A 14,034-nucleotide genomic window follows, 5' to 3' on the forward strand; every position below is an offset into this window, starting at 1 on the left:
CGACTTAAGGAGCCGGGGCGGCGTCGTCGCCCCGGATCTCCGTTTCGACGACACGCCACGCGCTCTCGCGGCGTGGGGAGCTACTGAGGGCTCGTCGCCATCTCGTGCGCGAGAGCCATTTCCTCAAACTGCCGGATGGCCTCCTCGTAGGTCATGCCTAGCGCCTTCATCTGCCGCGCCATCAGCGGCTTGAGGTCGCTCGAGCGGATCGCGGCGTTGTCGAGCGGGGACTTCGCCACCGTCACGGCGACGGCGCCGTCGACGCACGACCCCAGGATCGAATTTCGGCTCAGGTCCATGATCCAGGCGATCACGTCGAACTGGACATTCGCGCCTTTCAGTGTGGCTAGCACGTATTGACGGCTCTGCTCCCGATCTCGGCCCGTCACGATCATGCGGACGAGGGTCCGGGCGATCATGGGGTAGGTTTCCAGCCCTTGGATGGCCAAGGTGTTGGCTACAGCCTCTCGCGCTGCCGTCAGGTCGCCATACAGATCCCCGTCCGGCCGTTCGCGATCATCGCTGTCGAGATCCTCGGCCGGTTCATCAACCAGGTTCTTGAACAAGAAAGCGCCGGCGGTGAATCGCAGCATCGAGAGGGCAGGGGCGCGGGCGGCCGTCTGGCTCGGCTTGTCGAGTTCCGCCCGCTGAAGCTCCAGGCGGGCGCTGACCGTTTCGGCCAAGAGAGCCAGCGCGCCGCCTTCGGCAGAGGTGTCCTGGTGTCGAGTCCGATAGTCACTCAGGCTGACAAACAGCGCCATGTCGTCTCCGATGCGGCAAGGTTCGCGCGCGGCGAGACCTTCGTGCAACGGGAGTGTCCGGGAGCTTAACCGGCCCCTAAGGCTCCAGCTGGACTTGGCCCTTGCCCAGCTCCAGCCAGTCGGTGAAGGGCCGGTGGTAATAGAGGTCGAAGACCTCGGCCTGCAGCTTGAAGGGCAGGCTGCTTTCGCTGTTCCACAGCATCACGACGCCGGTCTTCTTGGCCGGATCGAACATCATGGTGGCGCGGTAGCCGTCGACGGCGCCGCTGTGGCCGGCCAGGCGGTGGCCCTGGTAGCCGAAGCTGCGCATGGCCAGGCCGTAGCCGGGCTTTTCCAGCGTCCGGCCCAGCGGCGAGTTGCCGTAGGGCTTGCCGGTGTTGACGCGCGGCCGCTGGATCTCTTCCAGCACCCCCGCGGGCAGCACGGCCGGCGCCAGGCCCATCTGGGCCTGCATCCAGCGGGCCAGGTCGACGATGTTGGAGTTCACGCCGGCGGCGGCGGGGGTCAGGTAATAGGCCTCGGCCAGGGTCAGGCGACGGCCGTAGCGCGACGGGCGCGCCCAGTGCTTGGCGTCGCTGATCTCGCCCATGCCGATCGTGGCGCTGCTCATGCCCAGCGGCAGGAACAGGCGCTGGCGTACCTCCTCGGCGTAGGGGCGGTGGGTGGTGGTCTCGACCACCTCGCGGATCGTGTCGAAGGCGACGTTCTGGTAGGTGTGGCAGGTGGCCGGCGGGCACTGGGGCGGCACGTCGCCCAGGGCCTGGCGGATCATCTTGGGCGCGCGGCCGCCTTCCAGCCAGCCGTCATAGGCGTTGCGCGGCAGGCCCGTGCGCTGCGACAGCAACTGCTCGATCGTCAGGGTTTCCTGGGCTCCGGCCGGCAGGCGCAGGCTGGTGTGGAACTTGCCCAGCGGGTCGGTCAGCGCGAAGGCGCCGTCCTGGGCCAGGCGCGCGCTCAGCGAGCCGGCGACGGTCTTGGACAACGAGGCCCAGCGGAACACCGTGTCGGCGCCCACCGCCTCGCCGTCGTCGGGCGCGGTGACGCCGTAGCCCTTCACGAACGACAGCCGGCCGCCCTCGACCACGGCCACGACCAGCCCGGTCATCGAGCGGTCTTGCATCATCGCCTGGATGCGGGCGTCGAGGGCGCGGTAGTCGATCTCGCCGCGCCAGTCCTGCGGTTTCAGCGGCAGGACGACGGGCGTGGCCGCGGCGGCGATCGCCTTGTCGTCGACGGCGCCCGGCGCGCGGGTGCAGCGCGAGACGCCGAACACCACGCCGCCCAGCAGGACGACGCCGACGGCGGCGGCCGCCGCGATCCGTCGGCCGGTCCAGAGACGACGGCGGAAGGTGAACTGCGAGGTCTTGAGGAACTTGGTCAGGCTGTCCGTCCGTACGCAGGAAAGCAGCGGCAAGACGCCGGCAGCCCCCCGGCGTCGCAACCGCGACACATGAAACACGAAGCGTCCGTCCTAGCGTTTTGGCGGAAGGTCACAACCCCATTTGAGCCGCGGGTCCGGGATTGTCGGGCCGCCGCTGCGCGAGCACCTTGCCGGGCGCCACCGGGGCGATAACATCACCGCATGAAGCGTCTCGCCAGCATCGTCGCCGCCGTGCTCCTGGTCTTTGGCCCCGTCGCCACGTGGCAGGCCAAGGCGCAGATCCACGAGCGGGTCTATCCGGCCCCGAAGGCGCCTCTGGATCTCGCGGGCCTGCCGTCGGCCGCCGCGATGATCACGGTCACGACCGCCGACGGCCTGGCCCTTCGCGGCGTCGAGGTCGCGCCGCGCGACGGCAAGCCGACCTTCCTGATCTTCCACGGCAACGGATCGACCGCCAACAACTCGGTGCGCTGGCTCTCGCCGCTGATCGCCGAGGGCTACGGCGTGGTGGCGGCCGAGTACCGCGAGTATAGCGGCAATCCCGGCCGGGCCAGCGAGAAGGGCCTGGCGGCCGACGCCGACGCCTTCTTCGACAGGGCGCAAGTTGTCGCCGGCGCCGGGCCCCTGATCGTCGTCGGCCACAGCCTGGGCGGCGGCGTCGCCTTCGGCCTGGCCAGCCGGCGCAAGCTGGACGCCCTGGTCACCATCGGGACCTTCACGCGCCTGTCGGCCATGGCCCCAGCCATAGCCCGCCCGCTGCTGACCGACCGCTACGACAACAGGGGCGCGATCGCGTCGCTGGACGAGCCTCTGTTCCTGATCCACGGCGACGCCGACCCGGTCATTCCCTACGCCCACGGGGAGGCGCTGCGGGCGCAAGCGGTCGCCGCCCATCGCCAGGGGGCGCTGTTCACGGTGCGCGGGGCTGGCCACGGCCCGGATTCGGCGACTTTGGCGATGGTGCTCAGGGCGATCGTCGCCAAGGTCGAGAGCGGCGCGGCGACGGCGAAGGTCACCCTGCCGGCCCATGTGCGGCTGGCGCCCTTCTAGGCGCTCCGATGGCCCGCTTGGCCAAAACGCAGGGGGACTGAACAAGACTGTTTTTGTCGGCGTCGACACATTCCGCGGACTTCTTCCACTCCGCATCCAAGGACAAAGTCGATGCCGATCAAGGCCACCCCGACCCCCGGCCCGCAGCTGCTGACGCCGACCGACCACACCCTGATCATGATCGACTTCCAGTCGCAGATGGCCTTTGCGACCCACTCGATCGACGCGATCACCCTGCGCAACAACGCCGGCCTGGTGGCCAGCGCCGCCGCCGGCTTCGGCGTCTCGACCATCCTGACCACGGTCGCCGAAAAGAGCTTCTCGGGCCCGATGTTCGCCGAGGTCACCGCGCCGTTCCCGGGCAAGACCCTGCTGGACCGCACCTCGATGAACACCTGGGAAGACGCCCCGGTGATCGAGGAAGTCAACAAGATCGGCAAGGACCGCATCGTGCTGGCCGGCCTCTGGACCAGTGTCTGCATCGTCGGCCCGGCGCTGTCGGCCCTCGCTCAGGGTTACGAGGTCTACGTGATCACCGACGCCTGCGGCGACGTCTCGGCCGAGGCTCACGAGCGCGCCGTCGAGCGCATGATCCAGGCCGGCGCCCGCCCGATCACCGCGCTTCAGTACCTGCTGGAAATGCAGCGCGACTGGGCCCGCACCGAGACCTACGACATGACCACGGGCATCGCCAAGGTGCACGGCGGCGGTTACGGCCTGGGCATCATCTACGCCAAGTCGATGTTCAACGCCCACGAAGGCTAACCAGCCCGTCCGCGCCGGCTCGTTTCCGGGCCGGCGCGGCGCGTCCCCGCAAGGCGTCCCCATGATGAAGATCTACATCCTGTCGCTCGCCGCCGGCCTCGCGGTCGGCGTGTTCTACGGCCTCTTGCAGGTGCGCTCGCCGGCGCCGCCGGTGGTGGCCCTGGTCGGCCTGTTCGGCATACTGCTCGGCGAGCAGGTCCCGCCGCTGGTCAAGGGCTGGATGGCGCGCAAGCCGGCCGCCGTCTCGTGGCTGAAGCACCAGGTGGGCCCGCACATGTTCGGCCCTTTGCCCTGCGGCCAGAAGCCCACCGAGCTGGCCGAGAACGAGCCGCCCGCCGCGCCCAAGGCCTGAAGTCGAGTCCCGCCAGTTCGCTGGCCCCCAAAGTTTCCCCCGGAGTTTCGCCCATGACCTCGCCTGACCTGATCCTGCGCAACGGCCGCTTCACCACCCTGGACCGCAGCAATCCGAACGCCGAGGCCGTGGCCGTCATCGACGGACGCTTCGCCGCCGTAGGAACCGAGACCGAGGTCATGGCCCTGGCTGGCCCGACCACCAAGGTCGTCGACCTGAAGGGCCGCCGGGTGCTGCCGGGCCTGATCGACAATCACCTGCACATCATCCGCGGCGGCCTGAACTTCAACATGGAGCTGCGCTGGGACGGCGTGCGCTCGCTGGCCGACGCCATGAACATGCTCAAGCGCCAGGTGGCCATCACCCCGCCGCCGCAGTGGGTGCGGGTGGTCGGCGGCTTCACCGAGCACCAGTTCGTCGAAAAGCGCCTGCCGACCATCGAGGAGCTGAACGCCGTCGCGCCCGACACGCCGGTGTTCATCCTGCACCTCTATGACCGCGCGCTGCTGAACCAGGCGGCCCTGCGCGTCATCGGCTACGACCGCGACACCCCCGAACCGCCCGGCGGCCAGATCATCCGTGACAGCCAGGGCAACCCTACCGGCCTGCTGCTGGCCAAGCCCAACGCCCAGATCCTCTACGCCACCCTGGCCAAGGGGCCGAAGCTGCCCTTCGACTACCAGGTCAATTCGACCCGCCACTTCATGCGCGAGCTGAACCGCCTGGGCGTGACCGGGGCGATCGACGCCGGCGGCGGCTTCCAGAACTATCCGGACGACTACGAGGTCATCCAGAAGCTGGCCGACGAAAACCAGCTGACCATTCGCCTCGCCTACAACCTCTTCACCCAGAAGCCCAAGGGCGAGAAGGACGACTTCCTGAACTGGACGAAGACGTCGAAATACAAGCAGGGCGACGACTATTTCCGCCACAACGGCGCGGGCGAGATGCTGGTGTTCTCGGCCGCCGACTTCGAGGACTTCCGTCAGCCGCGCCCCGACATGCCGCCGCAGATGGAGGGTGAGCTCGAAGAGGTCGTGACCATCCTGGCCCAGAACCGCTGGCCCTGGCGGATGCACGCCACCTATGACGAGACCATCGATCGGGCGCTGGACGTGTTCGAGAAGGTCAACAAGGACGTCCCGCTGGAAGGCCTGAACTGGTTCTTCGACCACGCCGAGACGATCTCGGAGAAGTCGATCGACCGCATCGCCGCGCTCGGCGGCGGCGTCGCCGTGCAGCACCGCATGGCCTATCAGGGCGAATACTTCCTCGAGCGCTACGGTCCGGCCGCCGCCGAGGCGACGCCGCCGATCGCCAAGATGCTTGAGAAGGGCCTGAAGGTCTCGGCCGGCACGGATGCGACGCGCGTGGCTTCGTACAATCCGTGGGTCTCGCTGGCCTGGATGATCACCGGCAAGACCGTCGGCGGCACGCGCCTCTATTCGCAGCGCAACTGCCTGGACCGGGAGAGCGCGCTTCGCATGTGGACCGAGAACGTCACCTGGTTCTCCAACGAGGAGGGCAAGAAGGGCCGGATCGTGGAAGGCCAGCTGGCCGACCTGATCGTGCCCGACCGCGACTTCTTCGGCGTGCCGGAAGACGAGATCGCCGACATGACCTCTGACCTGACCATGGTCGGCGGCAAGATCGTCTACGGCGCCGGCGACTTCTCCAAGCTGGACGAGAACGAGGTGCCGCCGGCCATGCCCGACTGGTCGCCGGTGCGCGTCTTCGGCGGCTACGCCGCCTGGGCCGAGCCGCAGGCCGACAAGGCCCTGCAACGCCAGGCCGCCGCCTCGTGCGGCTGCGCCAGCAGCTGCAACGTGCACGGCCACGACCACGCCACCGCCTGGACCAAGAGCCTGCCGATCGCCGACCTGAAATCGTTCTGGGGCGCGCTCGGCTGCGCGTGCTGGGCGGTCTGATGAGCACGCCCGTCCAACGCCTGCGTGGGGCCTTCCTCGCGCCGGCGGTGCGCTGGACCGCGCTTGCGGGCCTTTGCGCCGCCTACATCCAGGGCGGCCTGACCAAGGCCTTCGATTTCCCGGGCGCGCTGGCCGAGATGAACCATTTCGGCCTGTCGCCCGCAGCGTTCTTCGCGGTGCTGGTGATCGTGCTGGAGATCGTCGCTTCGCTGATGATCCTCTCCGGCCGGCTGCGCTGGCTGGGGGCGCTGGCCCTGGCGGCCTTCACCCTGGGGGCGACCTTCATGGCCAACCGCTTCTGGGAGATGGGCCCGCCCGAGCGTTTCGGCGCGACCAACAGCTTCTTCGAGCACCTGGGCCTGATCGGCGGCTTCCTGCTGGTGGCCTGGCACGACCTGCAACCAAGAGCGAGGTCATGAGAACGCTGGCGGCCGCGGCGCTCGTTCTCGTCGCGGTCCCGGCTATGGCGGCCGAGCGTCCGGCGATCAAGGTCAACCGCTGGCAGGAGGATCGCCCCGACACGTCGCTGAGCCTCGGCCTCACCCTGCGCCAGCGGATAGAGACGGGGGACGCGGCCAGCTTCGGCGGCGAGCCTTCCGACACCAGCCTGTCGCAGCGCCTGCAGGTCCACGCCGACGCCCGCAAGGGCGGCTGGCAGGGTTTCGTGCAGATCGAGGACGTGCGCGCCTTCGGCCGCCGCGACATCGGCCCCGCCGACCAGAACCGCCTGGACCTGCGCCTGGCCTTCGTCGGCTACGAAAGCGAGATCCTGGGCGGCAAGGCCAATGTGCGGGTCGGTCGCCAGGACTTCCCGATCGACCAGCAGCGGTTCCTGTCGGCCCGTGACGGTCCCGGCGTGCGCCAGTCGTTCGACGCGGTCTGGGTCGACTGGTCGCGCGGCGGCTGGAAGCTGGCGGGCTTCGTCAGCCAGCCGGTGCAGTATCACGACGGCGAGGCCTTCGATGACACCTCCAGCGGCAATGTGCGGCTCGACCTGATCCGGGTCGAGCGCAAGGCGCCCGGCGGCGCGGTCTCGGCCTATGCCGCCCGGTTCGCCCGCTCGACCGCCCGCTATGTCGACGCGGTCGGCGAGGAGGACCGCCAGGCCTACGACCTGCGCTACCTCGGCGCGGCCGGGGCGCTGGACTGGGACCTGGAGGCCATGGTCCAGCGCGGCGACGTGGGCGCCAGCGACGCCCGAGCCTGGGCCGCCGGCGGCCGGATCGGCTGGACGCTCAAGGCGCTGGCCTGGAAGCCGCGCCTGGGTTTCCAGGTCGATACGGCCAGCGGCGATGCGCGTCCGGGCGACGGGCGGGTGGGGACCTTCGACCCGCTCTATCCCAACGCCGCCTATTTCACCCGCGCGGCCTACACCGGCTACGCCAACCTCGTGCACGTCAAGCCGTCGGTGACCGTGACGCCCGCCAAGGGCCTGGCGGTCACCGCCGCCCTGGCGGGCCAGTGGCGTCGCGAGACGACCGACGCGATCTACGCCCAGCCCTTCATCCCCCTGTCCGGCACGGCCGGGCGCGGCGGACGCTGGACCGGGGCCTACGCCCACCTTCGGGCCGACTACGCTTTCAACCCGAGCCTGACCGGGACCATCGAGGCCGTCCACTACGAAGCCGGAAGCGCCTTGCGCGCCTCGGGTCGGGACGACAGCGACTATCTCGGCGTCGAGCTCAAGTACGGATGGTGACCATGAGATTCCCGAGCCTTTCCCAGCTGATGAGCTTCAACGGCGGCTATCTCGACACGGTCGGCTTCCTGGCGTTGCAGGGCGTGTTCGTCGCCCACGTGACCGGCAACTTCGTCACCTTCGGCGCGGCCATGATCCATGGCGCGGACGGGGCGATCGCCAAGCTGCTGGTCTTGCCGGTGTTCTGCGCGGCGGTGGTCATCAGCCGACTGGTCACCTTCAAGCTGGCAGCGGCCAACCTGCCGACCTTGCGGATCATGCTGGCGGTCAAGACCGTGCTGCTGATCGCCGGCTCGGTCGCCGCCGTCGTGCTGGCGCCGTTCGCCAAGGGCGACAGCTGGCAGCTGATCCTGGTGGCGGTGCTGTTCGTCTGCGCCATGGCCATCCAGAACGCCGCCCACCGGGTGCACATCCCGACCGCGCCGCCGACCACCCTGATGACCGGCTCGACCACCCAGATCATGCTCGACGTCGCCGAACTGATCCGCGGCGGCGGACCGGACCGGGGCGCCTCGGTGGCGCGGATCAGGAAGCTGTCGGCGGCCGTGGGCCTGTTCGCGGCCGGCTGCGGCCTGGGCGCGTTGGCCTTCGCGTTCGGCGGGACGTGGGCGTTCTCGGTCTCGGCCGTGCTGGCCTTCCTGTCGCTGTTCTCCGCCGAGGCCCGCAGCCAGCGCGGGTAACGCTCCCATTCGGGCCTGCGGCTTCACCCTCCTGGGTAGGCGAGGTTCACCCGGGCGGGAATGGCGGCAGGGCTCCCCTTGGTTGAACTTCGCTACACGCCGTCCTCGCGCCGGCGCGCCGAAGACCAGCCGAAGAGAGCGACGATGCAACTCCAGACCGTGTCGACCCGCGTTTCCGAACCGGCCCCAGTACCCGGCCCAGACCTCGCCCCGGAGCCCGCCAGGGACCAGATCCGCCTGCTGCTGATGCAGGCGCGTCACGCCCTGACCACCGATCCGGCCGACGCGGAGCGCTGCATCGCCGTTGCCGTGCGCCTGCTGCCGCAGATCGACGCGGCGCCGGCGTCCGAGCCCAAGGCCTTCGCCGCGCCGGTGATGCAGCGCGGGGGGCTGGCGCCCTGGCAGGTGCTGCGGATCAAGGCCCTGGTCGAGGCGCGCCTGGCCGGCCGGATCTCCAGCGCCGAGATGGCGGCGGCCGCCCGGCTCAGCCCCAGCCACTTCTCGCGCGCCTTCCGCATCAGCTTCGGCGACGCGCCCAAGGCCTATGTGAACCGCCGCCGCATCGCCCGCTCCAAGACCATGATGCTGGAGAGCGGCGATTCCCTGGCCGCCATCGCCCTGGCCTGCGGCCTGTCGGACCAGGCTCATTTCTGCCGGATGTTCCGCCGCTTCGAGGGGATGTCGCCCAGCGTCTGGCGCCGCTTGAGCGGCGGGGCGTCCGAGGCCGTCGAGACCGAGGCCGAGTGGCCGACGGCCGCCGTCGGCTGAACGGAGAGACAAGACCAGTGACCGCCGCCGTCATGCTTATCCACGGCGCCTGGCTGACGCCGCGCGCCTGGGACCGTTTCAAGACCCGCTACGAGGCGCGGGGGCTGACGGTGGTCGCGCCGGCCTGGCCGATGCTGGACGCGCCTGTCGATGAGCTACGCGGCCTGTCGCCCCGCCTGCTGGGCCGCCTGACGCTCGACGCCGTGGTCGAAGCCCATGCCGCCCACGCGGTGGCCATGGTCGAGCCGCCGATCCTGATCGGCCACGGCCTGGGCGGGCTGATCGTGCAGCGCCTGCTCGACGGGGGCTGCGGCGCCTGCGGGGTGGCCATCGCCTCGACGCCGCCGCTGGGCCTGCTGGCCCGTCCGCGCGCGGCCTGGGCGCTGCGGCGCCTGCTGGCGCGCTGGAGTGGTGCGACACCGCTTTCGCCGGAGGGCTTCGCCGAGCTCTTCGCCCCGACCCTGGCCGAGGCCGAGCGCCGCCAGGCCTATGCCGAGCACGTCGTTCCGGCCCCCGCCCGCGTGGTGCGCCAGGCCCTGCTGGGACCGGGGAGCAGCGCGACGCGGGCCGCCCGCCGCCGTCCGCCGCTGCTGCTGATCGCCGGCGACCAGGACCGCATGGCCCCGCCGGCCATGGTCGCCGCCGCAGCCCGCCACCAGCGCCGCGCCGCCTCGCGCACCGACCTGCAGTGCTTCTCGGGCCGGTCGCACTGGCTGTGCAACGAGCCGGGCTGGGAGGACGTCGCCGACTTCGCCCTCGACTGGGCCCTGGCCAACGGACGGGCGGCCCTTTCGGGTCAAGCCCCGAAAGGGTAATCGTGCGCCGCTTTCGTGTATGGTCTCGGCTTGCGGAACAGGCCAACTGTACGAGTCCCATGCGCAAGGACCGGTCCCCGGACGTCGCCGAATGAACCAACACCCCGCCAGCATCGAGGCCGGCGACGACCGTATCCGCGTGCTGATCGCCGACGACCACCCCATGCTGCGCGAGGGGGTGATCGCGGTGCTTGAAACCCAGTCAGACATGGTGGTGGTGGGCGAGGCGGCCACCGGCGACGAGGCGATCGCCGGCTGGGAGCGGCTGCGCCCCGACATCACCCTGATGGACCTGCAGATGCCCGGCAACGGCGTCGTGGCCATCGAGACCATCCGTCGCGCGCACCCCGAGGCGCGGATCATCGTGCTGACCACCTTCACCGGCGACGCCCAGGCCCTGCACGCGCTGCGGGCCGGGGCGGCGGGCTATCTCTTGAAGAGCAGCCTGCGCCGCGACCTGCTGGACGCCATTCGCGGCGTCCACGCCGGCCGTCGCCACCTGCAGGCCGAGGTGGCCGAACGCATCGCCATCCACGCCATCGACGAGTCGCTGAACGCCCGCGAGATCACCGTCCTGCAGCTGATCGCCAACGGCAATTCCAACAAGCATATCGCCCGCGAGCTGAACCTGTCGGAAGACACCATCAAGTCGAACATCAAGAGCATCTTCGCCAAGCTCTATGTGAACGACCGGACCCACGCGGTGACCGTCGCCGCCAAGCGCGGCATCATCGACCTTTGAGCCGGGCGGGGGGGCTCCGGAGCGAACTGGCGGGGGCGGCGCTCGCCCTGGCGCTGGCCGGCACGGCGGCGGCCGCGCCGGCGCTCGAGCCCCTGGCCGAATACAAGCGCGTCAGCTGGTCGATCGAGGGCGGCGCCCCCAGCCGGGTCAACACCATCGGCCAGTCGAAGGACGGCTATCTGTGGATCGGCAGCGTCGATGGCCTGTTCCGCTTCGACGGCGTGGGCTTCGAGCCCATCCAGCGCGACGGGCCCAAGCCCGGGCGGCTGAACGTCTCGCAGGTGCTGGGCGCGCGTTCGGGCGCGCTGTGGGTGGGCCTTGGCCGCAGCGGCGGGGTGGCGGTCTATCGCGACGGACGGCTGATCGACGCCCGCATGCCCGATCCCTCGCGCGAGGTCACGAGCCTGGCCGAGGACCGCGAGGGAGGAATCTGGGTCGCCCGGGGCGGTCGCAAGCGCGCCACGCTGGCCCGCTGGCATGACGGCCGCTGGCAGGAATTCGGCCCCGAAGCGGGTCTTCCCGAGCAGGAGATCTGGCAGGTCTTCTTCGATCGCGACGGCGTGCAGTGGCTGGTGCTGACCAGCACCGTGCTGCGCCGCGCGCCGGGCGAGACGCGCTTTTCGCCGACCGGGGCCAAGATCGCCCGCCGGGCCAGCCTGGCCGAGGACGCCCTGGGGCGGCTTTGGCTGTCGGACACCGTCAGCACGCGCCTGATGCGCGGCGAGGCCCCGGCGGCCTCGTCCCTGACCCGGGCCTATCCGCGCCGCGACGAGGTGGGCGCCTCGCGGATCCTGTTCGACCGCAAGGGCGACCTGTGGGGCGCGACCTGGACCGACGGCGTCGTGCATATCCCGGCGCCGGGCGTGGCGGCCCGCAGCGCCGACGCCGGCGCCCTGCGCATCCAGTCCTACAAGGCCGTGCACGGCCTGACTTCCGACCAGACCCACGCGGTGTTCGAGGACCGCGAGGGCAATATCTGGTTCGGCACCGAACTGGGCCTGGACATGATGCGGCCGGCGGCGGTGACCGTCGAACAGGCCATCCCGGCCAATTCCGCGCGCGGCTATCGGATGACGTCGACGGCCGACGGCAAGGTGTGGATCGCCGACGCCCACACCCTCTACGCCATCTCGCCGGGCCAGGCGCCCAAGCCCGTCCTGAAGACCGACTGGTCGGCGGGCTCGCTGTGCGCGGCGGCGGGTGACGCGGTCTGGGTGACGCTGCGCGACACCGTGCTGCGGGTGCGTGGCGGCAAGGTCGAGACCTTCGCCAAGCCCGCCGAGGCCAGCGCCTATGGCTGCGCCGAGGACGAGGACGGCCGCCTGTGGATGGCCGCCCTCGACAAAGGCCTCTACTGGCGCGAGGGCGGCGCCTGGAACCGCTGGCCTGGCGATGTCGGCATCGCCTCCAACGCCGCGCTCCAGGCCGACGGCCGGGCGGCGATCCTGTTCCGCAACGCCCCGACGCTGCGGGGGCCTGCGCCGTTCGAGCCGATCCACAAGGCGCGCTTTGCGATCGGCGAGATCGAGGGCCTGCTGCCGGGCCGGGAGGCGCTCTATCTCAGCGGCGGCCAGGGCCTGGCCCGGCTTCGCGGCGGGGCCACCGCGAGCCTCGACGCCGAACGCTATCCGTGGCTGGCGTCGGTCAACGGCCTGGTCCAGACCTCGGCCGGCGACACCTGGACGATCGGCGACGCGGGCGTGGTGCGCATGCGCTCGTCCGATCTCGACCGGGCCCTGGACCGACCTGGCGCGCCCTTGCCGCGACGGGTGTTCGACTTCCGTGACGGCCTCAACAGCTTCGTCCAGAAGTCGCCGGGCCAGCAGATCACCGCCGGCGGCGACGGCCGGATCTGGATCCTGACCCGCCGCAACGTCGTGGTCGTCGATCCCGCGCGGCTGAGCGTCAACACCTTGCCGCCGCCGGTGGCGATCCGCGCGGTCATGGTCGGCGACCAGCATTTCCGCGATCCCAGCGTCCTGCGGCTGCCGGCCGGCACGCGCGGCCTGCGCATCCACTACACGGCGCTCAGCTTCCCCGCGCCCGACCGCGTGCGCTTTCAGTACCGGCTGGAGGGCGTCGACAGGGACTGGGTCGAGGCGGGCGACCGGCGCGAGGTGATCTACGACAACCTGCACCCGGGGACTTTCCATTTCCGGGTGAAGGCGGCCAACAGCGACGGCGTGTGGAACGAGCAGGGCGCGACCCTGACCGTCGAGATCCCGCCGACACTGGTGGAGACCTGGTGGTTCCGCGCCGCCTGCGTGCTGGCCGTGGCCCTGGCGCTGTGGGGTGTCTATGCCCTGCGCCTGCGGCGGGTCGCCGCCCAGATCAAGGACCGCCTGGAGCAACGCGCGGCCGAGCGCGAGCGCATCGCCCGCGAACTGCACGACACCCTGCTGCAGAGCGTGCAGGGGCTGATCATGCGGTTCCAGTCGGTGGCCTACCAGATCCCCGACGACCTGCCGGCCAAGGACGTGATCAACCAGGCCCTCGATCGCGCCGACCAGATGCTGGTCGAGGGGCGCGACCGGGTGCGCGACCTGCGCGGGGCCGAGGTGCGGCGGCTCGACATCGTGCTACGCGAGCTGATGGCCGAGCAGCCGTTCGAGACCGGGGTGAAGGTCGAGCTGGTCGCGGAGGGGACGCCGCGTCCGGTGCAGCCGCTGGTGCAGGAAGAGATCGTCCGCATCGCCGGCGAGGCGCTGTTCAACGCCGCCCGCCACGCCAAGGCCAATCAGGTGCTGGTCAAGGTCTCGTACGGGGTGCGGCAGTTGCAGGTGACGATCCGCGACGACGGGGTGGGCATCGGTGCCAACCGCATGGCCTGGGCCAGCCGCGAGGGTCACTACGGTCTGCTCGGCATGCACGAACGGGCCGGCAAGATGGGCGCCCAGCTGGCCATCGAGAGCGCCTCGGGCAAGGGCACGACCATAGCCCTCAGCGTCGCCGGCTCGATCGCCTATCCGACCCAGCCATGGCTGGCGCGGCTGGGGCGGCGAAACAGTCGCGGCGCGCCAAGCTAAGCCGTGGACGCGGATGAACATGTTCTCTAGGTTGCGCCCGCAATTTCGTGCAGCCTGGAGATCGTAA

13 protein-coding genes are annotated in these 14,034 nt (G+C 70.4%); 11 read left to right on the top strand and 2 right to left on the bottom strand.

The window, feature by feature from the left end:
- Nucleotides 1-80: 80 nt before the first annotated feature.
- Nucleotides 81-761, bottom strand: coding sequence for a hypothetical protein (locus ACODR1_RS09380; protein ID WP_488880208.1), 681 nt, complete (start codon nucleotides 759-761; stop codon nucleotides 81-83).
- A gap of 76 nt (nucleotides 762-837) precedes the next feature.
- A complete protein-coding gene (locus tag ACODR1_RS09385) occupies nucleotides 838-2,175 on the bottom strand; it encodes a serine hydrolase domain-containing protein (protein WP_488880209.1) in 1,338 nt (445 codons plus the stop codon).
- A gap of 168 nt (nucleotides 2,176-2,343) precedes the next feature.
- On the opposite strand from ACODR1_RS09385, the gene ACODR1_RS09390 reads away from it, so the two are divergent.
- From ACODR1_RS09390 to ACODR1_RS09440, 11 genes are all read left to right on the top strand, one after another.
- Nucleotides 2,344-3,192, top strand: coding sequence for an alpha/beta hydrolase (locus ACODR1_RS09390; RefSeq protein ID WP_488880210.1), 849 nt, complete (start codon nucleotides 2,344-2,346; stop codon nucleotides 3,190-3,192).
- A gap of 111 nt (nucleotides 3,193-3,303) precedes the next feature.
- Nucleotides 3,304-3,957, top strand: a complete 654-nt coding sequence (locus ACODR1_RS09395; protein ID WP_488880211.1) for a hydrolase — start codon at nucleotides 3,304-3,306, stop codon at nucleotides 3,955-3,957.
- Between the two features lie 64 nt (nucleotides 3,958-4,021).
- Nucleotides 4,022-4,309 (top strand): XapX domain-containing protein, encoded by a 288-nt coding sequence (locus ACODR1_RS09400; protein WP_488880212.1) that lies wholly within the window; start codon nucleotides 4,022-4,024, stop codon nucleotides 4,307-4,309.
- 53 nt (nucleotides 4,310-4,362) lie between these two features.
- A complete protein-coding gene (locus ACODR1_RS09405; RefSeq protein ID WP_488880213.1) occupies nucleotides 4,363-6,237 on the top strand; it encodes an amidohydrolase in 1,875 nt (624 codons plus the stop codon).
- The gene (locus tag ACODR1_RS09410) at nucleotides 6,237-6,656 is read left to right on the top strand and encodes a DoxX family protein (RefSeq protein ID WP_488880214.1); all 420 of its coding nucleotides are present in this window, start codon (nucleotides 6,237-6,239) and stop codon (nucleotides 6,654-6,656) included. The genes ACODR1_RS09405 and ACODR1_RS09410 overlap by 1 nt, the downstream gene beginning before the upstream one ends.
- A complete protein-coding gene (locus ACODR1_RS09415) occupies nucleotides 6,653-7,936 on the top strand; it encodes an alginate export family protein (protein ID WP_488880215.1) in 1,284 nt (427 codons plus the stop codon). Before ACODR1_RS09410 ends, ACODR1_RS09415 begins: the two co-directional genes overlap by 4 nt.
- A 2-nt stretch (nucleotides 7,937-7,938) precedes the next feature.
- Complete coding sequence (locus ACODR1_RS09420) at nucleotides 7,939-8,616, top strand: YoaK family protein (RefSeq protein WP_277795239.1); 678 nt, start codon at nucleotides 7,939-7,941, stop codon at nucleotides 8,614-8,616.
- 144 nt (nucleotides 8,617-8,760) lie between these two features.
- Nucleotides 8,761-9,384: a helix-turn-helix domain-containing protein gene (locus ACODR1_RS09425; RefSeq protein WP_488880216.1), complete on the top strand. Its 624-nt coding sequence runs from the start codon at nucleotides 8,761-8,763 to the stop codon at nucleotides 9,382-9,384.
- A 17-nt stretch (nucleotides 9,385-9,401) separates the two neighbouring features.
- Entirely contained in the window at nucleotides 9,402-10,199 is a 798-nt protein-coding gene (locus ACODR1_RS09430) for an alpha/beta hydrolase (protein WP_488880217.1), read from the top strand.
- Between the two features lie 91 nt (nucleotides 10,200-10,290).
- Nucleotides 10,291-10,941, top strand: a complete 651-nt coding sequence (locus ACODR1_RS09435) for a response regulator (RefSeq protein ID WP_488880218.1) — start codon at nucleotides 10,291-10,293, stop codon at nucleotides 10,939-10,941.
- On the top strand, nucleotides 10,938-13,967 hold the full coding sequence (locus tag ACODR1_RS09440) for a sensor histidine kinase (protein WP_488880219.1): 3,030 nt from the start codon (nucleotides 10,938-10,940) through the stop codon (nucleotides 13,965-13,967). Before ACODR1_RS09435 ends, ACODR1_RS09440 begins: the two co-directional genes overlap by 4 nt.
- The last annotated feature ends 67 nt before the right edge of the window (nucleotides 13,968-14,034 follow it).

It is taken from the genome of Caulobacter sp. FG7 (assembly GCF_057808875.1).